Here is a 21,557-nt window from a genome sequence, read left to right on the forward strand (position 1 = left end):
GACCCATGAGCCACACCGACGCCACCGCCGCCTTCCTCGCAGCCCGGGATCAGTTGCTCGAGCTGGCGGGTGCTCCCGATCGCGCCCGAGCGGAGTTCCGCTGGCCCGATGTCGGAGCCCACTTCAACTGGGCCCACGATGTCTTCGATGTGCTTGCGGACGGCAACGACTCTCCGGCCCTGCGCATTTCGGAGGAGGACGGCAGCGAGCTCTCCCGCACGTTCGCGCAGCTCAAGCGCCGCTCCGATCAGGTGGCCAACTGGATGCTCCGCATCGGCGCGCGACGCGGCGACGTGGCGATGCTGATGCTCGGCAACCGCGTGGAGCTGTGGGAGATCATGCTCGCCGCGATGAAGATCGGGGTCGTGCTGCTGCCGACCTCGGTCGTGCTCGGCCCGCATGAGCTCGAGGATCGGGTGTCACGGGGCACGGTGCGGTGGGTGTTCGCGGCGGCCGAGGACGCCATGAAGTTCGCAGCGGTTCCCGGCGACTACCGCGGTGTCGGGGTCGGCTTCGACGCGGCGACGGCAGACGAGCGCGCGGCGCTGTTCGACTGGGTGCGGTACGAGGAATCGAGCGCGGCGTCGGTCGCACCGATCGCGAAGACCACGGCGAGCGAGGATCCCGCGCTGCTCTACTTCACCTCGGGCACGACGAGCCTGCCGAAGATCGTCGTCCACTCCCACACGAGCTACCCGCTCGGCCACCTCACGACCCTGTCGTGGCTCGGGGTGCGACCGGGCGACACCCACCTCGTGATCAGCGCCCCCGGGTGGGCGAAGCACGCCTGGTCGAGCTTCTTCGGGCCGTGGCACGTCGGAGCAACGATCTTCGTGGCGAACTACGCGCGGTTCGATGCCGAGTTCCTCGTCTCCGAGCTGGATCGCGCCGGGGTGAGCACGTTCTGCGCGCCTCCGACGGTGTGGCGCATGCTGATCCAGCACCGGCTCGACCGCAAGCCGCACGCCCTGCGCGAGATCGTGTCGGCCGGTGAGCCGCTGAACCCCGAGGTCATCGCCAGGATTCACGAGTGGTGGGGCCTCGAGCTGCGCGACGGCTACGGGCAAACGGAGACGACCGCGCTCATCGGCAACATGCCGGGCGATCCGCTCGTGCCGGGTGCCATGGGGCGACCGCTCCCGGGCGTCGACGCGGTGCTCATCGACCCCGTGTCCGGTGCGGAGGTCGATGAGGGGGAGATCTGCCTGCGTCTCGCGCCCGAGCGGCCGGTGAACCTGATGCCGGGGTACTACGGCGATCCGGCCGCGACCGCCCGCGCGACCGAGGGCGAGCTGTTCCACACGGGTGACGTCGCGCAGCGCGACGCGCACGGGGTCCTGACGTTCGTCGGGCGCACCGACGACATCTTCAAGTCGAGCGACTTCAAGGTGTCGCCGTTCGAGGTCGAGAGCGCGCTCCTCGAGCACGCCTTCGTGGCCGAAGCCGCGGTGGTCGCCGCCCCCGACGACACTCGCCTCAACGTGACGAAGGCCTACGTCGCGCTCGCCGCGGGCACGGCTGCCGATGCCGACGCGGCGCGGGCGATTCTGGCGCACGCGCGCACCGCGCTGCCGCCCTACATGCGGGTGCGCCGCGTCGAGTTCTTCGAGCTGCCGAAGACGACGTCGGGCAAGATCCGGCGGGTCGAGCTGCGGCAGCGCGAGGAGGCCGCGCACGCCGCCGGGGAGCGGATCGCGAGCGAGTGGCGCGAGGAGGACTTCCCCGGCCTGAAGGGGTAGTCGCGGGCGGGGTCACGGAACGTCACGCAATTCGGGACCGCCCCGACGGCCCGCTAGCGTGGTCGGCATGACGCAGATCGAGACCACCACCGCCGGAAGCCTGCCGCGCACGCAGGCCCTCATCGAGGCGAACGCCGCCCGAACGTTCGAGGACGACGGCTTCACGCTGCGCTCGACGCCCGAGTACGAGGCGCTGGTGGGCGAGGCCGTGCGCGATATCGTCGAGCGTCAGCGCGAGGCCGGCATCACCCAGCCCGGCGACGGCGAGTTCGGCAAGGCCATGTCGAACGCGGTCGACTACGGCGCCTGGTGGACCTACTCCTTCCAGCGCACCGCCGGGCTCTCGCTCACCGGCAAGGACATCTTCAGCCAGACCCCGGTGCGCTCGGCCCCCGGTGACGTGCAGCTCACCTCGTTCCCGGATCGTCGCGACTGGAGCATCTTCGCCGACGCCTACCGCGATCCGGAGAGCGGGATCAGCGTCGGCAAGAACGCGACCGCGTTCCCCGCGACGACCGGTCCGATCAGCTACACCGGTCAGGCCGCCATCGCCGCCGACACCCGTAACCTGAGTGCCGCGCTGCGCGAGGGGGAGCGCGGCTTCCTGACCGCGATCGCACCGGGATCCGCCGCCCGCATCGAGAACGAGTACTACGCGAGCGAGCAGGAGCACATCGACGCGTGGGTCTCGGCCCTCCGCGAGGAGTACCGCGCCGTCACCGACGCCGGGCTGATCCTGCAGCTCGACGATCCGTCGCTCGCCGAGAACTGGGACCAGATCAACCCCGAGCCGAGCGTCGAGGACTACCTCGCGTTCACGCAGATCCGCATCGACGCGATCAACGCGGCGATCGAGGGGCTGCCCAAGGAGCAGATCCGTCTGCACCTGTGCTGGGGCTCCTGGCACGGCCCGCACACCACCGACATCGAGCTGAAGCACATCCTGAAGACGGTGCTCGGTGCGAAGGTCGGCCAGATCTCCTTCGAGGCGGCGAACGCCCGCCACGAGCACGAGTGGGCGGTGTGGGAGGAGAACGCCGCGATCATCCCCGACGACCTGATCCTCGTCCCCGGCGTCATCGGCCACTCGACGAACCTGGTCGAGCACCCGGATCTCGTCGCGCAGCGCATCGAGCGCTTCGCACGCGTCGTGGGCCCGGATCGGGTCATCGCCGCGACCGACTGCGGACTCGGCGGGCGCGTGCACCCGCAGATCGCGTGGGCGAAGCTCGAGTCGCTCGGCGAGGGCGCGCGTCGCGCGTCGGCTCGCGTCTGAGCGTTGTTGGATCGCCGGCTGAGCGGAGCCTGACGCTCGCTCAGCCGACGGCCGCGGCCCGCTGCACCAGCACGTCGTAGCAGCGGCGGATCCGTTCCCGCCACCAGGCCTCTCGCTCCGGCGTGGCCCGGTGCCGCTCGAGGAGTGCGGCGTCGAGCGCCGGTCGCCGCACGGCGATCGCCCCGTCGACCGGGAGCAGCGAGTCGGCCGTCACGTCGCCGTCGAGCAGCGCCACGGTGCCGAGCCCGCAGGCCCCGGCCAGGAGCTCCTCCGGCAGTGCGGCGGCGAGCCGCAGTCCCATGGCGATGCCGACCGAGGTGTCGAGCGCACTCGATACGACGACGGGCAGACCGGCTTCGGCCACGATGCCGAGGGCGTTCGGGATCCCGCCGAGCGGTTGCGCCTTCAGGATCAGCAGGTCGGCGGCGCCAGAGCGGGCGACCGCGATCGGGTCGTCGGCCTTGCGCACGCTCTCATCGGCGGCGATCCGCACTCGCGTGCCGGATCCTGCGAGAGCATCGCGCACGGCGACCAACTCCGCCACCGTGGCGCACGGCTGCTCGGCGTAGTCGAGATCGAACGACGCCAGCGCGCGCAGGGCGTCGACGGCCTGCTCCACGGTCCAGCCGCCGTTCGCGTCGATGCGCACTCGCGCTTCGTCGTCCATCGCTTCGCGCACCGCACGGACGCGTGCCACGTCGGCGGCGAGATCCTGCCCGCGCTCGGCGACCTTGACCTTCGCGGTGCGGCAGCCCGGGAACCGCGCGAGGATCCCGGGCACCGCCTCAGGATCGACCGCGGGCACCGTCGCGTTGACCGCGATGCGATCGCGTCGCATGGCGGGTTGCGGGTGCCAGCCGAAGTCCAGCGCCCCCGCCAGCCAGGTCGCGGCCTCGGCGTCGTCGTACTCCACGAACGGCGAGAACTCGCTCGGTCCCTCGGGGCCGGCGAGCAGCACGGCCTCGCGCACGCTCACGCCGCGGAACCGGGTGCGGGTCGGGATCGTCACCACCCGCGCCGCGTCGAGCACCGTGTCGAGCGGGGGGAGCGGACGGCCGGACATAGCTCCATCCTAGGGAGCGGGCCCTGTGCTGCGCGTTCCCCGCCTTCCCCGCACCTGCCCGTCACTCGCACCTGCCGTCACCCCGTACACGCCGTCACCCGTACACGCCGTCACCCGAACCTGCCGTCACCCGCACCCGCGCGGGGTCACTTTGGGGGAGTGTTTCGCGTCTCGCACCCCGCACGAGTGACCCCGCAACTGTGCAGATGGCCGTGCGCGGTGGGCGCAGGTGCCGGCCGAAGCGCAGCGCGCACCCGCACCCGGCCCGCGGTGTCTAGGCTGGAACCATGACGCCACAGGACTCGCAGCCACGCACGGTCTCCGACATCTTCGACCCCTCGGTGTGGGAGGTCGCCCCCGGCGCGGAGCACTACACCGACATCACCGCCCATCTCAGCCTCGACGGTCGGATCGCGCGCGTCGCGTTCAACCGGCCCGAGGTGCGCAACGCGTTCCGGCCGCACACGGTCGACGAGCTCTACGACGCGCTCGACCTCGCGCGCACGAACCCGCGGGTCGGGGTCGTGCTGCTCACGGGCAACGGCCCGAGTCCCCGAGACGGCGGCTGGGCGTTCTGCTCCGGCGGGGATCAGCGCATCCGCGGCCGCGACGGGTACCAGTACGCGGCGGCCGACGCGGATGCGGACACGGCGCACACCGCCGAGGGCGTCGACCGCGCCCGCGCGGGGCGTCTGCACGTCCTGGAGGTGCAGCGGCTGATCCGATTCATGCCGAAGGTGGTCATCGCGGTGGTGCCCGGCTGGGCGGCCGGCGGCGGGCACTCGCTCAACGCGGTCTGCGATCTCACCCTGGCGTCCGCCGAGCACGCGCGCTTCAAGCAGACCGACGCCGATGTGGGCTCGTTCGACGCCGGGTACGGCAGCGCCTACTTCGCGCGGCAGGTCGGGCAGAAAGTGGCTCGGGAGATCTTCTTCCTCGCCCGTGAGTACGATGCGCAGCGCGCCTACGAGATCGGATTCGTGAACGAGGTCGTGCCGCACGCCGAACTCGAGTCGACCGCGATCGAGTGGGCGCGCGAGATCCTGGGCAAGTCGCCCACCGCGATCCGCATGCTGAAGTACGCGTTCAACGCCGTGGACGACGGCATCGTCGGCCAGCAGCTCTTCGCGGGTGAGGCCACGCGCCTGGCGTACGGCACCGACGAGGCCGTGGAGGGGCGCGACTCCTTCTTGCAGAAGCGGGATCCCGACTGGAGCCCCTACCCGTACCACTTCTAGCCGCCCGGCGCCCCGGGGCCCAGCTCCGGACCCGGACCCGGACCCGGCGATCCTGACCGGGCGGCCAGTCCGGCCAGCCCCTACCGGGCCCCGGCCTTCTTCGCCCGCCGCAGCTCGTGGAGGAGCGGCTCGGTGTACCCGCTCGGCTGCGCGGCCCCCTCGAGGATCAGCCGGCGCGCGGCGGTGAACGCCACCCCCGGCTCGCCCTCCGGCAGCAGCTGCTCGTACCCCGGATCCCCGGCGTTCTGCGCATCCACCACCGCGGCGTAGTGCGCGAGCGCAGCATCGACCTCGGCCTCGGTGATGACGCCGTGCAGCAGCCAGTTCGCAAGGAGCTGGCTCGAGATGCGCAGCGTGGCGCGATCCTCCATGAGCGCGACATCGTGGATGTCGGGCACCTTCGAGCAGCCGACTCCCTGATCGATCCAGCGCACCACGTACCCCAGGATCGACTGCGCGTTGTTCGCGAGTTCGGTCTGCACCACCTCGGGCCCGAGGTCGGCGGGCGTGGCGAGCGGCGGTTGCAGCAGCGTGTCGAGCGACGCGGGATCGAGCGGCGGCAGTGCCGCCCGCTCCGCGAACGCGTCGGCCAGGTGGTAGTGCGTCGCGTGCAGGGTCGCAGCGGTCGGGGACGGCACCCAGGCGGTCGAGGCGCCGGAGCGCACGTGCCCGATCTTCTGCTCGAGCATGTCGTGCATCAGGTCCGGCATCGCCCACATGCCCTTGCCGATCTGCGCGTGCCCCGTGAGCCCGGCCGCGACCCCGGCCTGCACGTTGCGCGCCTCGTACGCCTGCATGAACGGCCGGGACCGGATCGCGGCCTTCGGCAGGAACGGGCCCGCGTGCATGGAGGTGTGGATCTCGTCGCCCGTGCGATCGAGGAATCCGGTGTTGATGAACACGACCCGGTCGGAGGCGGCCGCGATGCAGGCCGCGAGGTTCACGGAGGTGCGTCGCTCCTCGTCCATGATCCCGATCTTCACGGTGCGCGCGGGGAGGCCGAGCAGGCGCTCCACGCGCTCGAAGAGTTCGACGGTGAAGGCGACCTCGTCGGGGCCGTGCATCTTCGGCTTCACGATGTACACGGATCCGGTGCGCGAGTTGGCGCGGGTGCCGTGGAGGTCGTCGAGGGATCCGAGAGATGTCATGATCGCGTCGAGGATCCCCTCGCCGATGGGGGCGCCATCTCGGTCGAGGACGGCATCGGTGCGCATGAGGTGGCCCACGTTGCGCACGAACAGCACCGAGCGGCCCGGCAGGGTGACGGCCTCGCCGGTCGGGGCGGTGATCGTGCGGTCGGGGTGGAGCGTGCGCCGGATCGTGCGCCCGTTCTTCGCGACGTCCTCGGCGAGGCTGCCGTCCATGAGCCCTCGCCAGTTGCGGTAGCCGAGCGCCTTGTCGTCCGCGTCGACCGCGGCGACCGAGTCCTCGAGGTCCATGATCGTGGTGAGCGCCGACTCGAGCACGACGTCCTGCACACCCGCGGGGTCGGTCGCGCCGATCGCTCCCGAGCGGTCGACCACGATCTCGACGTGGAGCCCGTGGTGGCGCAGGAACACGGAGTCGGGGGTCTCGGGATCCCCGAGGAACCCGGCGAATCCGCTCGGGTCGGCCAGCTCGGTGCGAGCGCCGTCGCCGAGCTCCACGCGGAGCGCGCCGCCGTCGACGCGGTAGCCGACCGCCTGCGCGTGGGATCCCGCGGCGAGCGGCGCCACCGTGTCGATCAGGGCGCGGCCGCGGGCGATCACTGCCGCTCCGCGCGCCGCGTTGTAGCGGTCCCCGGGCGCGAGCTCACCGTCGAGCGGGATCGCGTCGGTGCCGTAGAGCGCGTCGTACAGGGAGCCCCAGCGCGCGTTCGCGGCGTTCAGCGCGAACCGGGCGTTCAGAAGCGGCACTACGAGCTGCGGGCCTGCGAGCTCGGCGATCTCAGGAGCCACGTCCGTGGTGGTGACGGTCACAGCGGCGGGCTCCGGGTGCAGGTAGCCGATCTCGGTCAGGAAGGCACGGGTCTGTGCCGGATCCGGTGCCCCCGGGCGGGCGCGGTGGTGCGCGTCGAGCGCGGCCTGCAGGGTCTCCCGCTCCGCGAGCAGCTCGGCATTGCGCGGGCCGAGCTCGTGGACGATCGCGCTCACCCCGGTCCAGAAGGACTCGGGATCGAGCCCGTGGCGCTCGAGGGACTCCTCGGCGAACTGGGCGATGGGCTCGGCGACGGCGAGGTCGGCGCGTGACAGGTGGCGGGACATGGGTCTCCTCGGGGCGGCGGCAGGGGGCGCAAGGGGTGGCGCGGTGCGGGGGAAGTGGGCGTAGATCGGGACGGCGGTTCCAGCCTAGGGCGGCATTCCCTCTGTCGGAGTCAGCATTTCGTATAGTGGAATCATGAGCGCCACACCCGCGTCCACACCCGCGTCCAGCACCCGCGAATCCAGCACCCGAGTCCAGTCCGTCGAGCGCGCGTTCGCGCTGCTCGAAGCACTGGCGAGCGCCGACCGCAGCGTCGCCCTCGCCGACCTGGCCGCGCGGGTCGGGCTGGCGGTCCCGACCGCGCACCGGCTCCTGGCCACGCTGCGGGACCTGGGGTACGTGCGGCAGGACGAGCAGCGCTCCTACGCGTTGGGGGCCGCGCTCATCGGGCTCGGAGAGCGGGCCACGCCCCAGCTCGCCGAGCTGGCGCGGCCGGCGCTGATCCGCCTGGAGGACGCGGCGCAGGAGACCGCGAACCTCGCGGTGCTCGACGGCGATCTGGTCACCTATATCGGGCAGATGCCGTCGCGGCATCGCATGCGGATGTTCACGGAGGTCGGCCGCCGGGTGCTGCCCCACGCGAGCGGCGTCGGCAAAGCCATGCTCGCGGCCCTCCCGGAGCCCCGGGTGCGCGCCCTCGTCGCCCGCACCGGGTTACCGCGGTACACCCCGACGACCCTGACCGCGGAGGACGCCCTGCTCGCGGACCTGCGCGAGACGCGTCGCCGCGGCTTCGCGATCGACGACGGGGAGCAGGAGGTAGGGGTGCGCTGCATCGCCGTGGCCGTGCCGGGGACGGCGGCCGCGGTGTCCATCTCGGGACCGGCGGTCCGGATGACCGATGCGATCGTCGAGACGGCCGTCCGCGAGCTCACCCTCGCCGCGCAGGAGCTCGCCGCAGCGCGCTGATCCGGCACCGGTGCGACGCCCGCGCCCCGCCAACCGGAGTACCCTGGTCGGGTGACTTCGCAACACGGGCTCCGCGCCATTCCGTCCGAGGATCGCGCCTGGCTGCTCGCCGCGCTGAGCGACGCCCTGGGCGGGGGCGCCCCGATCCTGCCGCTGCCGCCGGGGGCGGATCCCGACTCCGTCGACGAACTGCTCGCCGCCTCGCTGCCCTCCGGCACGGCGATGGTGATCCGCACCTCCGGGTCGAGCGGCGTGCCGAAAGCGGTTGCGCTCTCGGCGTCCGCCCTGCTTGCGAGCGCACGCTTCACGCACGAGGCCCTCGGTGGCCCGGGAGCCTGGCTCGTCGCGCTGCCGAGCCACCTGATCTCGGGGGTGCAGATGCTCGTGCGCAGCGCCGTCTCGGGCATCGACCCCGTCTTCGTCGACGGCCCGTTCGACCCCGCGGCGCTGCTCGACGCCGCCGAGCGGATGGAGGGCCCGCGGCGGTACGTCTCGCTGGTGCCGGTGCAGTTCTCGCGGCTGCTGGATCTCGCCGAGCGGGATCCCGACGCTGCGGAGGCGCTGCAGCGGTTCGACGCGGTGCTCGTCGGCGGGCAGGCGGTGTCGCTGGAGCTCCGGCGGCGCGCGCACGACCTCGGCGTCGCGCTTCGGCGCAGCTACGGCATGACGGAGACCTCTGGCGGGTGCGTCTACGACGGCGTCGAGATCGGCGACACCCGGGTGCGGATCCGCTCGGGCGAGGTGCAGCTCGCCGGGTCGACGCTGGCGCTCGGGTATGTCGGGGATCCCGCGCACACGGCCGAGCGATTCATCGACGACGCGGACCGCGACGGCGGCAGCACCCGCTGGTACCGCACGGGTGACGCGGGTGAGCTGCTGGGCGGCATGCTCACCGTCACCGGGCGGCTCGATCGGGTGCTCGTGTCGGGCGGCGTCAACGTCTCGCTCGACCAGATCGAGGCGGTCGCGCGGCAGTTCACGGGCTGGGAGGACGCGCTCGCGCTCGCGCTGCCGCACTCCGAGTGGGGCGAGCGACCGTCGCTGGTCGTCGAGACGCGGCCCGACGCGGTGCCGTTCGACGACGTGCGGGCCGCGATCAAGGATCGGCTCGGCACGGCCGCGGCGCCCGAGTGGGCGACGGAGATCGAGGAGATTCCGCGCCTCCCGGGCGGCAAACCCGACCTGGTGCGGGTGGCCGAGTGGCTCGGCAGGCTCCGCGCCAGCTTCCGGGAGATCGGGGCCGCGGCCGGCGCACCGACGGCGCAGGCCGAGCGGGAGACGCGGGCGCGATCTGAGGCTCACGCGGAGCCAGAGTCGCAGGTATCGCCATCGCAGTCGGCATCATCGCAGCAGGAAGAGGATCGCGCATGAACCAGTCGTCGAGAGATCTCCGCCGCTCGGGCAACCCCGCCCGGCGGGCGGCGGCCGAGCGCCAGGTGGCGGCGGGAGAGCCGCCCCGCATCACCTGGCGGAGCTGGGTCGGCGGTGCGCGCCTGCGCACGCTGCCGCTCGCGATCGCCCCGGTGGCGGCAGGTGCGGGCATCGCCCACATGCTCCGCGAGTTCTCGTGGCCCCTCACCCTGCTCGCCCTCGCGGTGGCTGTCTGCCTGCAGATCGGTGTGAACTTCGCCAACGACTACTCCGACGGGATCCGCGGCACCGACGAGTACCGGGTCGGCCCGGCCCGGCTCACCGCCTCGGGGCTCGTGAACCCGAAGCGGGTGCTGGCGACGGCGCTCGTGTTCTTCGGCCTCGCGGCTGTCGCCGGGATCATCGCGGTGGTGCTGAGCGAACGCTGGTGGTTCCTCGCGCTCGGCGCGGTGGCGATCGTCGCGGCGTGGTTCTACACGGGGGGCAAACGGCCCTACGGCTACGCGGGTCTCGGCGAGGTGATGGTCTTCATCTTCTTCGGTCTCGTCGCGACGGTCGGCACCGTGTGGCTGCAGACCGAGATCCAGAACCAGGAGGCCTGGTACGCGGGCGCAGGCGTCGGGCTCTTCGCCGTGGCGGTGCTGGTCGTGAACAACCTGCGCGACATCCCGACCGACCGCCTCGCGGGCAAGCGCACCCTGTCGGTCCGCATCGGCGATCGCGCCTCGCGCGTGCTCTACATCGTCTGCGTGCTGCTGCCGTTCGCGGTACCCGCGTTCTTCGGTCTCGTGAACCCGGGCATGCTGCTCGTCTGGTTCGTGCTGCTGCTCGTGGCTCCCTGCATCCTGATCATCATCACCGCGAAGACGCCGCGCGAGCTGATCCTCGTGCTGCAGCTCACGAGTCTCGCCGCGCTCGCCTACGGGGTGCTGCTCGGGATCGGCTTCGCCTTCTAGCGGGTCGGGATCCCGGACCCGCTCGCCCGCGAGGCCGCCGCCGAGCGGACACGATCCTCTCGACCGAACACGGACCGTACCGCGCGAATCGTGTCCAATCGGCGCGATCGTGTCCGCTCGGTGACGCGCTGCAGTCCCGCGACCATCAGCAGCGCGCCGGCCACCCAAGCCCACGTGGCCCGGGCGCACCGTCGCCCGGGGCACCCGCGAACTGGCGCTTGCGGCGCGCGGAAGCCGCTCGATAGGCTGATCCCGGTATCCCTCGCACCCGGAAAGGAGGAGAACATGGCATCTCACATCGTGCCGATCGCGTTCACTCATCCGGGCAGTGCCCTGTCCGGCAGCATCTAGGTTCGTCGCGGCCGTGCGCCGCCCGCCTCACGCGCCGCCGACCGCGAGCACCGCTCGCCGCTCCGTCCGATACCGCACTCTCGCGCCACTGGCGCACGTCTGACCAGGGATCATGTCATTTTCTCCGTCGCCCGATGAGGCGCCTCACTCCCACCCGTCCGCCCACTCGCTCGCCGCGGGTCAGTCCGCGCCCCGCGTCTCGACGCTCCGCGCGCTCGCGCGGCTCCTCCCGTTCGCCCGGCCCGCGCTGCCGCGCCTCATCACCGGCGCGTTCGTCGGCCTCGGCGCCGCCCTCGCGAGCCTCGGCATCCCGCTCGTGCTGCAGTGGGTGATCGACGGCCCCTTGCTCTCGGGCAACCGCTCGCTCATCGTGTGGGCGACGCTCGGCGTGCTCGCCCTCGGCGTCCTGGAGGCGCTGCTCGTGTTCCTCCGCCGGATGCTCGTACTGGTGCCGTCGACGGCCGTGGAGTACGCGGTGCGCCAGAGCTTCACCGAGCGCCTGCTGCGCCTGCCGGTCGCGTTCCACGACCGCTGGCAGTCGGGGCAGCTGCTCAGCCGCATGATGCAGGACATCAGCATGATCCGGCGCTGGGTGGCGTTCGGTGCGATCCTCCTGCTCATCAACCTGACGACGATCGTCGTCGGCACCGCGCTGCTGTTCCGCTGGCACTGGTCGCTCGGCGTCGTGTTCATCGTGTGCTCGATCCCGATCTGGGTGATGGGCTACCGCTTCGAGCGCCGCTACGGCGCGCTCTCGCGACGGAGCCAGGATCAGGTCGGCGACCTCGCGACGGCCGTCGAGGAGAGCGTCCACGGGATCCGAGTGCTCAAGGCGTTCGGCCGGGGCGGGCACGCGCTGCGCAAGTTCGCGCAGCAGGCCGAGTCCCTGCGCGCGACCGAGCTGCGCAAGGGGCGCGAGGTCGGTGTGCTGTGGTTCTGGTACGACCTCGTGCCGGTGCTCGCGCTCGGCGGGTGCCTCGGCACCGGCATCTGGCTCGTGAGCCGCGGCGAGCTCTCGGTGGGCGAGCTGTTCGCGTTCTTCGCGATGGCGACGGCGCTGCGCTGGCCCATGGGGTCGCTCGGCTTCCTCTTCTCCTTCCTCATCGACACGCGCACCGCGACCGATCGGGTGTTCGAGGTGTTCGATGCGCAGGTCGTGATCCGGGATCCCGAATCCCCCCGCACGATCCCGGAGCCGCGGGGTGAGCTCGCCTTCCGCGACGTCAACTTCCACTACCCCGACGCACGCGACACCGAGGCCGACATCATCGACGACTTCGAACTCGTGCTGCGTCCGGGCGAGACCATGGCGCTCGTGGGGGTGACGGGATGCGGCAAGACGACGCTCACCACCCTGCCGACCCGGCTCTACGACGTGACCGGCGGCGCGGTGACGCTCGACGGCGTCGACGTGCGCGAGCTCCGGCTCGACGAGCTGCGCCGGCACATCGGGATCGCGTTCGAGGAGCCCGTGCTGTTCTCGTCGTCGGTGCGCGCGAACGTGCTGCTGGGGCGGCCGGATCTCGATCCGACCGGCGCCGAGGCGGAGGAGGTGCTGCGGGAGGCGCTCGAGGTGGCTCAGGCAGGCTTCGTGTTCGAGCTGCCCGACGGACTCGACACCGAGGTCGGCGAGGAGGGGCTCAGCCTCTCCGGCGGTCAGCGGCAGCGGCTCGCGCTCGCCCGGGTGGTGGCCGCGAGACCCGCGGTGCTGGTGCTCGACGACCCGCTGTCGGCGCTCGACGTCGACACGGAGGCGCTCGTCGAGGCCGGGCTCCGACGCGTGCTCGCGGACACGACGGCACTCATCGTCGCACACCGCCCCTCGACCGTCGCCCTCGCCGACCGGGTCGCCGTGATGCGCGACGGTCGGATCGAGGCCGTCGGCACCCACGCGGAGCTGCTGCGCACGAGCGAGCACTACCGCCACCTGATCGTCAGCATCGCATCGGAGGACCGGCCATGAGCGCGGAGAGCGTGCGGGGCACGAGCGGCGAGGACCGCGAGGACTACACGACTGCCGAGAGCCGCGCGATCCGGCGGCGGTCGCTGCGTCTGCTCGGGTCGATCCTGAAGCCGCTGCACAAGCTGCTGCTGCTGACCGCCGCGGTGATCCTCGTATCGACCGTGCTGCGAGTCATCGGTCCCATGCTGATCGCGGCCGGGATCGACGATGCGCTGCCGCTCGCGGTGGAGCAGGGGCAGTGGTGGCCCGCGATCGGGATCACGCTGGCGTTCCTGGTCTCGGGCGGTGCCGCGGCGGCGCTCATCGGCTGGTACGCCGTGCTCATCGCGCGACTGACGCAGGCCGTCATGCTGGAGATGCGCATGCGGATCTTCCGGCACACCCAGCGACTCAGCCTGGAGTTCCACGAGGGGTACACCTCGGGGCGTATCATCTCGCGGCAGACGAGCGATCTGGAGTCGATCCAGGAGCTGCTCGACGGCAGTCTCAACGAGCTCATCGACGCGATCCTGATCGGCACGTTCACCGTGATCGCCCTCTGCCTGCTCGACTGGCAGAGCGGGCTGCTGCTCGTGTGCATGGGGATCCCGCTGGCGATCCTCATGCGGTGGTTCGTGGTGGAGTCGCAGAAGGGCTTCCGCACGACGCGCGTCGTGAGCGCGCGGTTGATCGTGCAGTTCGTCGAGATGATGACGGGGATCCGGGCGGTGCAGGCGTTCCGCACGGAGCGTCGCAACGCGCAGGCGTTCGCGGCCGTGTCGGAGGACTACCGCAAGGCCAACCTGCGGGTCATCCGGTTGCTCGGCGTGCTCGATCCCGGCCTCATTCTGCTTGCGAACATCACGATCGCCGTGGTGCTCCTCTGGGGTGCGCTGCGGGTGAGCGACGGCACGCTCGCGCTCGGCGTGCTGCTCGCGGCCGTGCTCTACGTGCGCAACTTCTTCGGCCCGCTCGAGGAGGTGGCGATGTTCCTGAACTCCTACCAGTCGGCGGCTGCCGCGCTCGAGAAGGTCTCCGGGGTGCTGGAGGAGGAGCCGACGGTTCCGGATCCCCGTCAGCCGGTCACGATGGCGCGAGCCCGGGGCGCCCTCGCCTTCGACCGGGTCGTCTTCGGCTACGGCAACGGCCGCACGGTGCTGGAGGAGTGCTCGCTCGAGCTGCCCGCCGGGCAGACCGTGGCGCTCGTTGGCACGACCGGAGCCGGCAAGTCGACGCTCGCGAAGCTCGTGGCGCGGTTCTACGACCCGAGCGCGGGGCGTGTGCTGCTCGACGGCGTCGACATGCGTGAGATCGCCACGGAGGATCTGCGCCGCGCGGTGGTCATGGTGACGCAGGAGGCGTACCTCTTCACCGGCACGGTGGCGGAGAACATCGCGCTCGGCAAACCCGATGCGACGCCCGAGGAGATCCGGGCCGCGGCGCGCGCCGTGGGAGCGGAGGCCTTCATCGAGGCGCTGCCCGACGGGTTCGACACCGACGTGAACAAGCGCGGCGGGCGGGTCTCGGCGGGGCAGCGGCAGCTCATCTCGTTCGCGCGCGCGTTCCTCGCGGATCCCGCCGTGCTCATCCTCGACGAGGCGACGGCGTCGCTCGACCTGCCGAGCGAGCGGCTGGTGCAGGAGGCGCTGCAGCGCCTGCTCGCGGATCGCACGGCGATCATCATCGCGCACCGGCTCTCGACCGTGGCGATCGCGGATCGGGTGCTCGTGATGGAGCGCGGTCGCGTGATCGAGGACGGCAGCCCCGCGGCGCTGGTCGCGCGCGGCGGCCGCTTCGCCAAGCTGCACGCCGAGTGGGAGCGCACCCTCGCGGCGGCGCCACCCGAGGAGGAGGAGTAGGCGGCGCCCGCCCTGCACCGCGAACTCCCGCCTCTGCTCCCTGTCCTCCACGCGGAGATCTCAGCTCTTTCGGACCGAATCGCAGGATCTGCTCCTGAATAACTGAGATCTCCGCCGGAAGTGGCGGGCTGGTGTGGCGAGCGGTGGGGCAGCCGGGCGGGCTGGCGTGCGGCGCGGGATCGACGCCGGAGACCCCCAAGCCCGCGGGACCCTGGCTAGGAGTCCGCCGGCGCCTCCTGCCGGGCGGCGGTTCGGGCCGTCGGCGGGCGCTTGAGGAAGAACACCGCGACCACCCCGAGGAGCAGCACGATCGCGGGCAGCAGCATCGTCTGCGACATCGCGGTCGCGAACGGTTCGACCACCGGGGCGGGCAGCGCGTCCCCGCCGAAGCTCCCGGATCCGGCCTCCGCCGCGGCGGGCAGGTTCGACTCCAGGCGGGCCTGCATGAACGCGGCGATCGCGGCCGACCCGAGCACCGACCCGATCGTGCGGGTCGTGTTGTAGATCCCGGCGCCCGCACCGGCCTGGCGCGGCGCCAGATTCCGGGTCGCGGTGGTCGCGAGCGGTCCCCACATGCCCGCGTTGCCCACGCCCATCAGGGCGGAGGGCAGCAGGAACATCCAGATCGGGGTGTCGGCGTTCATCAGCAGCGAGTACCACACGAGCGAGAGCACGACACACGTGAGCCCGGGCACCAGCAGGAAGCGCGGGTCGATCCGATCCAGCAGCTTGCCCGCGAACGGCGACAGCACACCGGCGCCCACCGCCATCGGGATCATGAGCAGTGCCGCCTGCGTCGGCGTGAGCCCGCGTGCGAGCTGGATGAAGAACATGAGCGGCAGCGACATGCTCGTCACCGTGAAGCCGACGGTGGCGATCCCGAAGTTCGCGATCGAGAAGTTGCGGTCGCGGAAGAGATCGAGCGGCACGAGCGGCTCGCTGCGCGTCTTCGCCTGCTGCCAGATGAAGAGCCCGAGCACCACGATCCCGGACCCGATCAGTAGCCACACCGAGATCGGCCCCCAGATCACGCCCCAGTCGAACTTCTCGCCCTCCTGCAGGCCGAAGACGATGAGGAACAGGGCGATCGCGCTCAGCACGACGCCGCCCATGTCGAAGCGGTGCGGGTGGGTCTCGAGGCGCGGCACGAGGATCCAGGCCAGCACGAACCCGACGATCCCGACCGGGATGTTGACGAAGAAGATCCACTCCCAGCCGAAGCCGTCGACCAGCAGGCCGCCCGCAAGCGGACCGACGAGCATGGCCACACCCGAGGTGGCGCCCCACAGGCCCATCGCCGCGCCGCGCTGGTTCGGCGGGAAGGTGCGGGTGATCACGGCCATGGTCTGCGGGGTCATGAGCGCCGCGCCGAGGCCCTGCAGCGCGCGCATCACGATGAGGGAGGTGAGCGATGTCGAGAGCCCGCAGCCGAGGGAGGCGAGCGTGAAGATCGCGAGGCCGATGAGGTAGATGGTGCGCGGCCCGAAGCGGTCGCCGAGGCGGCCGGTGATGAGGAGGGGCACGGCGTAGGCGAGGAGATACGCGCTCGTCACCCACACCACGTTGTCGAGGTTGTTGGTGCTCGGATCGAGTGCGGCTTTGATGGCCGGGTTCGCGACCGACACGATGGTGGTGTCGACGAGGATCATGAAGAAGCCGATGACCATCGCCCAGAGGGCGGGCCAGGGGCTTCGGGGGGACGTGGGGGTGCTCACAGCTGGGCGGCCTTTCGGAGGAGGGCGTACTGGGCGGGGTCGGAACGACCGTCATCGCCCCAGGGGATGGGTGCGTTCGACATGCGGTCGAGCAGGGTGTCGCTCCAGCTCAGGTCGGCGTCGAGGAGGGCGAGTTCGCGTTCGAACTCGATCAGGAACTGGTCCGGGGTGCCGCGGTCACGGGCGGCGGTGATGCCCTCTCGCAGGGTGTCGAGTTGCACGCGCAGGGCGTCGCGGCGCTGGGTGAGCAGTGCGGTGGCCGTGTCGAGAGGGATGTTGTGGGCCTCGGCGAGCGCGACGCGGAACGCGGCCGGCCGGTCGGTGCGTGGGAGCTCCTCGATGACCCAGGCGGGAACCGCGTCGCGGCCGGGCGGGCGGAGGGTGTAACGCGTCCGTTCAGGGCGGTTGCCGTCGCGATCCACGCCCGCCTCGGCGATGTAGCCCTGCGCTTCGAGCCGCGAGACGGTGTGGTAGACCGAGCCCTTCGTGACCGACACGATGCGGTCCCGACGGCGCTGCTCCATGAGGCGAAGCATCTCGTAGGGGTGCATGTCGTCCTCGATGAGGAGCGCGAGCACCGTGACGCCGAGGGGCGTGAGGCGCGGGGTGGGGGAGGTCACGATCTGGTCCGTTCGTACTAGTACGGATGGACTATATCACTCGGCACGGATCGATCGACGCCGGATCAGGACGCCGGGTGGGTCGGTATCGTGCCGGGCGTGTCGGCGGTGTGCCGAGCGGGTCAGTGCGCGGCGAGGCGGAACGGCTCGGGCGTGAACGCGATCCCCTGCACCGCATCGGCGAGGACCCGACCGACGGCGGGAGCGAACTTGAACCCGTGCCCCGAGAATCCCGCGGCGACCGTGATGGGGCCGACGCGGTCGAGCACAAACCGGCCGTCCGCGGTCGAGGTGTAGGTGCAGCTGATCTCGTCGGCGGTGTCGGGATCCAGCCCCGGGAACCACTCGGCGACGTAGGCCCGGAGTGCGTCGCGCGCCAGGTCGCTCGCGCGGAACCGGCGCGCGTCGGGATCCACCTCGTCGCCCGCCATGTGGAAGCCGACTTTGACCCCTTCGCCCGGAGTGAGCATGCCGTAGACGTTGGTGCGGCCAGGCTCGGTCGAGGCCGTCGCGAAGTGGTTGAAGGAGGGCCACCAGGACTCCCCGCCGGGTTCGACGAGCGTCGGCCTGACCTGGAAGTGGGCGGGGTGCTCCTCGGTGACGGTGAGGGGCGGCAGCTCCACGAGGCCGGTGAGCAGCTCCCGCGACCAGGCGCCCGCGGCGACCACTGCGCCGCTCGCCGAGAACGAGAGTTCGGCGCCGTCGGGATCCGTCGCGCGCACTTCCACCCCGCCGTCGACGACGGAGAGTGCCGTGACGCGGTGGCCGAAGCGGAGGTCGGCCCCGAACGCGCGCGCCTCCGCGGCGAACACCTCGAGGGCGGTGGCGGCGTGGATGCGGCCGGCGTCGCGGTTCGCGAGCACCGTCCCTTCGAAGCGCATGCCCGGCCAGCGGGACGCGGCCTCCTCGGCCGACAGCAGCTCGGCCGCGGCGCCCCGTGCCTGCAGGGCTGCGTACGAGCCGGCGATCGCGTCGGGATCGCCGTGGCTCACGAGGCCGCAGAGCGTCAGCAGCCGTTCGCCGGACCGCTCCTCCAGCTCCTGCCAGGCCTGCAGCGCCTCATCGTAGAGGTCGAGGTAGAACGGCTCGCCGTAGGCGTTGTTCATGTTGCGGGTGGCGCCGTGGGAGGCGCCGCGGGTGTGCCCGGGGGCGAAGCGCTCGAGCAGGAGCACGCGCTGGCCGCGCCGGGCGAGGTTCCACGCCGTGGACAGACCAATGACGCCACCCCCGACGATGATCGTGTCGACCTGCGCGGCGCGGCTCATGCGGGTCAGCCGCGCTCGGCGTCGGGTGCGGAGGGCCGGTTCGTCTCCGACGGCTGAACGTCGGTTCCCTCGGCCTCCTCGACGGCCTCGTCCTCGACGATGTCGTCGGCCGTGCGATCCCGATTGCGCCAGTCGTAGATGCTCTCCGATGCGGTCGCTCGCGGACGCGACAGGAAGATGATCGAGAGTGAGACCCCGATGAGCGCCGCGAAGATGGCGGCGAGCCACGGCCAGATGCCCAGGACGTAGAGCAGAGCGAACGGGATCGCGAAGAACAGCAGTCGCAGAACGGAGTACACGATCCAGGCAGTGCGGGGGTTGGTCACGGGTGCCACTCTACCCGGCCCGTCTGAGCCGCTCCGGAGTGTGACGCCCCGCGATCCCGCGCTCACGACGCCCCGCCCTCTGCCGAGTGAACGCACGTGCACCGCCTGCGTGTTCACAAGGTGCTTGAGCGTTCACTCGTGCAGGGGTGCGGGGGTGCGGGGGTGCACGGGCCGAAGGGCCCAGGGGTGCGCCCCACCCAGAGTGCGAGCAGCCCCCCCCAGTCTCCGGGAGGGTCCAGGAGTGCGCGGTAGCATGGATCCATGGTGCGATTCTTGATTATCGGGATCGTCATCGCCGTTGCCTTCACGTTGTACGCGCTGGTCGACGCGGCGATGACGGACGGCTCACGTGCGCGCGGGGTGAGCAAGCCGGTCTGGGTCGTGGTGATCGTGCTGCTGCCAGTGATCGGTGGCATTCTGTGGTTCCTCATCGGCAAGGGCGCGACCCCGGCGAAGCGACCGCAGGCACCGGACGACGACCCCCGGTTCACCGGGACGCGGATGTCACCGGTCGACCTGGACGTCCACATGCGCGACCTCGAGGATCGCCTGCGCGAACTCGACGACGAGGTGTTCCCGGGTGAGCCCGATGAGCCCCGTGGATCTGCGCAGCCCGGCGCATCGGGCGGATCCGCCGCGAGCGATGCTGACGGTCGTTCGGGCTCGGGCTCGGGCTCGGGCTCGGGCACCGGGTCGAGCTCGGCATCGAGCACCGGCCCGGGTGCACCGGAATCGACGTCTTCGGGTGCGACGGATCGACCAGAGCCGAAGCGGCAGAGCGGCGCGGACGAGAGCGCGTCGGACGCCGAGACGACGGCTGATGGCGACTCCGGCGCGACGCAGAAGTGACGCGGCAGCCGAGTGATCGACGCGCGCACGTGACCGACTCTGACGTGACGGACCCTGACGTGACGGCCACCGGCCCGGCCCCGGCCTCCATCTTCGCCGTCGAACTCCTCGCCGAACTGATCCGGCGCGGGGTGCGCGACGTGGTCGTGTGCCCCGGATCGCGTTCGCAGGCGCTCGCGCTCGCCGCCGCCGCCGCGGAGCACGCCGGAGCGATCCGCCTGCACGTGCGTCTCGACGAGCGATCGGCCGGATTCTTCGCCCTGGGCGTTGCACGTGAAACCGGCATGCCGGCGCCCGTCGTCGTCACGAGCGGCACGGCGGTCGCGAACCTCCTGCCCGCGGCGCTCGAAGCGCACGAGGGGCGGGTGCCGCTGATCCTCCTCACCGCGGATCGGCCCGAGGAACTGCGCGGGATCCGCAGCAACCAGACCACCGCGCAGGCGGGGCTCTTCGCCTCGATCGCTCGCCGGGTGCTCGACGTGCCGGCGCCGGAACTCGGGCCGGACGGGGATCTCCGCCGCGATGCCGATCGGGATCCCGGCCGCCTCGCCGCCGACGCGCTCGCCGCCGCGATCGGATCGCCGGGGGGTGCGCCCGCAGGGCCGGTGCAGCTCAATCTCGCGTTCCGTGAGCCGCTCTCGGGCACCGCGGGGTTCGACGCGATGATCGCGGCGGGATTCGAGGCCGCAGCCGAGGAAGCGGCAGACCTGGCAGCCGCGCCCACCGAACAACCCCAACCCCCGACCTCCGATGACTTCCAGCTCAGCGGCGACACCCTCGCGGTGGTCATCGCGGGTGAAGGATCCGGATCCGACGCCGAGGCGTTCGCGCACGCAGCCGGGATCCCGCTCCTCGCGGAAGTGGTGAGCGGAGCCCGGTTCGGCCGCGAGTCCATCACCGCCTACGCCACGCTGCTCGACGATCCTCAGCTCGGCGGCCTGATCGAGCAGGCGATCGTGTTCGGTCACCCCACCCTCACCCGTCAGGTGCCGAGCCTGCTCCGTCGTGAGGATGTCGACGTGGTGGTCGTCGATCCGCACCGCGACACCGACCATTTCACCCCCGACAGGTCCGCCCGGGTTGTCCGATCGGCGCACGTCGCCGCGGAGCACGATCCCCGCGCGCTGCGGCGGTGGCTCGGCGCGTGGGTCGTGGCCGACCGCGAGTTGCAGCGGGATCGCACGACCCTGCACGAACCCGACCTCGAAGCGGCGCGCGCCACGGGGTACAAGGAGCGCAATGCCTACGCGCGCGCCGAGGTGGCCACGCTGCGCGAACCGATCTCGCGAGAACTGCTCGTGGAGAGCGTGTGGCGCGCCACCTGGCCCCACGACCGGATCGTGCTCGCGGCCTCGCGCCTCGTGCGGGTGCTCGACGGCCTCGCTCCCGCGCGGCGCCTCGAGGTGCGATCGAATCGGGGCCTCGCCGGCATCGACGGTACGGTCGCGACGGCGCTCGGCATCGCGTCGGCGAGTCAGTCGGCGGCGGATCCCGGCCGCGCTGCCGGAACGACTCGCGTGCTGCTCGGCGACCTCGCGCTGCTGCACGATGCCGGGTCGCTGCTGCTCACCGAGGGGGAGGAGCGGCCGAGGATCCAGCTCTTCGTCGGCAACGACGGCGGCGGCACGATCTTCGACGGGCTCGAGGTCGCGGGGTCGACGGCGGCGGAGGCGTTCGATCGGGTCATGCTCACTCCGCAGCGGGTCGACGTCGCGGCGCTGGCGGCGAGCTACGGTTGGGAGTTCCTCCGGGTCGAGACCCGTGGGGAGCTCGAGCGGCTGCTCACCGCGCCCGTCACCGGCCCCACACTCGTCGAGGTGCCGCTGGAGCGCTGACG

General features: G+C 71.7%; 16 protein-coding genes. 10 read left to right on the forward strand and 6 right to left on the reverse strand.

All coding sequences use genetic code 11. The features are described from left to right. The first annotated feature begins 5 nt into the window (after nucleotides 1-5). Nucleotides 6-1,739 (forward strand): AMP-binding protein, encoded by a 1,734-nt coding sequence (locus MUN76_RS12130; RefSeq protein ID WP_244684994.1) that lies wholly within the window; start codon nucleotides 6-8, stop codon nucleotides 1,737-1,739. 67 nt (nucleotides 1,740-1,806) lie between these two features. After that, nucleotides 1,807-3,015, forward strand: a complete 1,209-nt coding sequence (locus MUN76_RS12135; protein WP_244684995.1) for a cobalamin-independent methionine synthase II family protein — start codon at nucleotides 1,807-1,809, stop codon at nucleotides 3,013-3,015. A 40-nt stretch (nucleotides 3,016-3,055) separates the two neighbouring features. Here MUN76_RS12135 and MUN76_RS12140 read toward each other — a convergent pair whose 3' ends face one another. Then, nucleotides 3,056-4,078, reverse strand: a complete 1,023-nt coding sequence (locus MUN76_RS12140) for an o-succinylbenzoate synthase (RefSeq protein WP_244684996.1) — start codon at nucleotides 4,076-4,078, stop codon at nucleotides 3,056-3,058. A 287-nt stretch (nucleotides 4,079-4,365) separates the two neighbouring features. Between MUN76_RS12140 and MUN76_RS12145 the strand changes: the two genes are divergently transcribed. After that, nucleotides 4,366-5,316, forward strand: a complete 951-nt coding sequence (locus tag MUN76_RS12145; protein WP_244684997.1) for a 1,4-dihydroxy-2-naphthoyl-CoA synthase — start codon at nucleotides 4,366-4,368, stop codon at nucleotides 5,314-5,316. An 80-nt stretch (nucleotides 5,317-5,396) separates the two neighbouring features. Here MUN76_RS12145 and MUN76_RS12150 read toward each other — a convergent pair whose 3' ends face one another. Next, on the reverse strand, nucleotides 5,397-7,559 hold the full coding sequence (locus tag MUN76_RS12150) for a malate synthase G (RefSeq protein ID WP_244684998.1): 2,163 nt from the start codon (nucleotides 7,557-7,559) through the stop codon (nucleotides 5,397-5,399). Nucleotides 7,560-7,692: 133 nt separating this feature from the next. Between MUN76_RS12150 and MUN76_RS12155 the strand changes: the two genes are divergently transcribed. From MUN76_RS12155 to MUN76_RS12175, 5 genes are all read left to right on the forward strand, one after another. After that, nucleotides 7,693-8,466, forward strand: a complete 774-nt coding sequence (locus MUN76_RS12155; RefSeq protein ID WP_244684999.1) for an IclR family transcriptional regulator — start codon at nucleotides 7,693-7,695, stop codon at nucleotides 8,464-8,466. A gap of 51 nt (nucleotides 8,467-8,517) precedes the next feature. Continuing rightward, complete coding sequence (locus MUN76_RS12160) at nucleotides 8,518-9,837, forward strand: AMP-binding protein (protein WP_244685000.1); 1,320 nt, start codon at nucleotides 8,518-8,520, stop codon at nucleotides 9,835-9,837. After that, on the forward strand, nucleotides 9,834-10,793 hold the full coding sequence (locus MUN76_RS12165) for a 1,4-dihydroxy-2-naphthoate polyprenyltransferase (protein WP_244685001.1): 960 nt from the start codon (nucleotides 9,834-9,836) through the stop codon (nucleotides 10,791-10,793). The genes MUN76_RS12160 and MUN76_RS12165 overlap by 4 nt, the downstream gene beginning before the upstream one ends. 463 nt (nucleotides 10,794-11,256) lie before the next feature. After that, nucleotides 11,257-13,107, forward strand: a complete 1,851-nt coding sequence (locus MUN76_RS12170) for an ABC transporter ATP-binding protein (protein ID WP_244685002.1) — start codon at nucleotides 11,257-11,259, stop codon at nucleotides 13,105-13,107. Beyond that, complete coding sequence (locus tag MUN76_RS12175; RefSeq protein ID WP_244685003.1) at nucleotides 13,104-14,945, forward strand: ABC transporter ATP-binding protein; 1,842 nt, start codon at nucleotides 13,104-13,106, stop codon at nucleotides 14,943-14,945. Before MUN76_RS12170 ends, MUN76_RS12175 begins: the two co-directional genes overlap by 4 nt. A 215-nt stretch (nucleotides 14,946-15,160) precedes the next feature. Here the strand turns inward: MUN76_RS12175 and MUN76_RS12180 are convergent, their stop codons facing one another. From MUN76_RS12180 to MUN76_RS12195, 4 genes are all read right to left on the reverse strand, one after another. Beyond that, nucleotides 15,161-16,612, reverse strand: coding sequence for an MFS transporter (locus MUN76_RS12180; protein ID WP_244688776.1), 1,452 nt, complete (start codon nucleotides 16,610-16,612; stop codon nucleotides 15,161-15,163). 44 nt (nucleotides 16,613-16,656) lie between these two features. Next, nucleotides 16,657-17,280 carry a PadR family transcriptional regulator gene (locus tag MUN76_RS12185; protein WP_244685004.1) on the reverse strand — a complete coding sequence of 208 codons (624 nt, stop codon included), beginning with the start codon at nucleotides 17,278-17,280 and terminating at the stop codon, nucleotides 16,657-16,659. 122 nt (nucleotides 17,281-17,402) lie between these two features. After that, entirely contained in the window at nucleotides 17,403-18,545 is a 1,143-nt protein-coding gene (locus MUN76_RS12190) for an FAD-dependent oxidoreductase (protein ID WP_244685005.1), read from the reverse strand. Between the two features lie 5 nt (nucleotides 18,546-18,550). After that, nucleotides 18,551-18,871: a DUF4229 domain-containing protein gene (locus MUN76_RS12195; protein WP_244685006.1), complete on the reverse strand. Its 321-nt coding sequence runs from the start codon at nucleotides 18,869-18,871 to the stop codon at nucleotides 18,551-18,553. Nucleotides 18,872-19,132: 261 nt separating this feature from the next. Between MUN76_RS12195 and MUN76_RS12200 the strand changes: the two genes are divergently transcribed. Then, a complete protein-coding gene (locus MUN76_RS12200; protein WP_244685007.1) occupies nucleotides 19,133-19,720 on the forward strand; it encodes a PLDc N-terminal domain-containing protein in 588 nt (195 codons plus the stop codon). Nucleotides 19,721-19,749: 29 nt separating this feature from the next. Continuing rightward, the gene (gene menD, locus MUN76_RS12205) at nucleotides 19,750-21,555 is read left to right on the forward strand and encodes a 2-succinyl-5-enolpyruvyl-6-hydroxy-3-cyclohexene-1-carboxylic-acid synthase (protein ID WP_244685008.1); all 1,806 of its coding nucleotides are present in this window, start codon (nucleotides 19,750-19,752) and stop codon (nucleotides 21,553-21,555) included. Nucleotides 21,556-21,557 lie beyond the last annotated feature (2 nt).

The organism is Leucobacter rhizosphaerae (assembly GCF_022919175.1).
Taxonomy (GTDB): domain Bacteria; phylum Actinomycetota; class Actinomycetes; order Actinomycetales; family Microbacteriaceae; genus Leucobacter; species Leucobacter rhizosphaerae.

Bases quoted from the DNA above. Each gene is read 5' to 3' on its own strand.
- MUN76_RS12135 (WP_244684995.1), top strand. From the start codon at position 1,807: ATGACGCAGATCGAGACCACCACCGCCGGAAGCCTGCCGCGCACGCAG.
- MUN76_RS12140 (WP_244684996.1), bottom strand. From the start codon at position 4,078: ATGTCCGGCCGTCCGCTCCCCCCGCTCGACACGGTGCTCGACGCGGCG.
- MUN76_RS12155 (WP_244684999.1), top strand. From the start codon at position 7,693: ATGAGCGCCACACCCGCGTCCACACCCGCGTCCAGCACCCGCGAATCC.
- MUN76_RS12180 (WP_244688776.1), bottom strand. From the start codon at position 16,612: ATGGTCATCGGCTTCTTCATGATCCTCGTCGACACCACCATCGTGTCG.
- MUN76_RS12145 (WP_244684997.1), top strand. From the start codon at position 4,366: ATGACGCCACAGGACTCGCAGCCACGCACGGTCTCCGACATCTTCGAC.
- MUN76_RS12130 (WP_244684994.1), top strand. From the start codon at position 6: ATGAGCCACACCGACGCCACCGCCGCCTTCCTCGCAGCCCGGGATCAG.
- MUN76_RS12170 (WP_244685002.1), top strand. From the start codon at position 11,257: ATGTCATTTTCTCCGTCGCCCGATGAGGCGCCTCACTCCCACCCGTCC.
- MUN76_RS12200 (WP_244685007.1), top strand. From the start codon at position 19,133: ATGGTGCGATTCTTGATTATCGGGATCGTCATCGCCGTTGCCTTCACG.
- MUN76_RS12190 (WP_244685005.1), bottom strand. From the start codon at position 18,545: ATGAGCCGCGCCGCGCAGGTCGACACGATCATCGTCGGGGGTGGCGTC.
- MUN76_RS12150 (WP_244684998.1), bottom strand. From the start codon at position 7,559: ATGTCCCGCCACCTGTCACGCGCCGACCTCGCCGTCGCCGAGCCCATC.
- MUN76_RS12165 (WP_244685001.1), top strand. From the start codon at position 9,834: ATGAACCAGTCGTCGAGAGATCTCCGCCGCTCGGGCAACCCCGCCCGG.
- MUN76_RS12175 (WP_244685003.1), top strand. From the start codon at position 13,104: ATGAGCGCGGAGAGCGTGCGGGGCACGAGCGGCGAGGACCGCGAGGAC.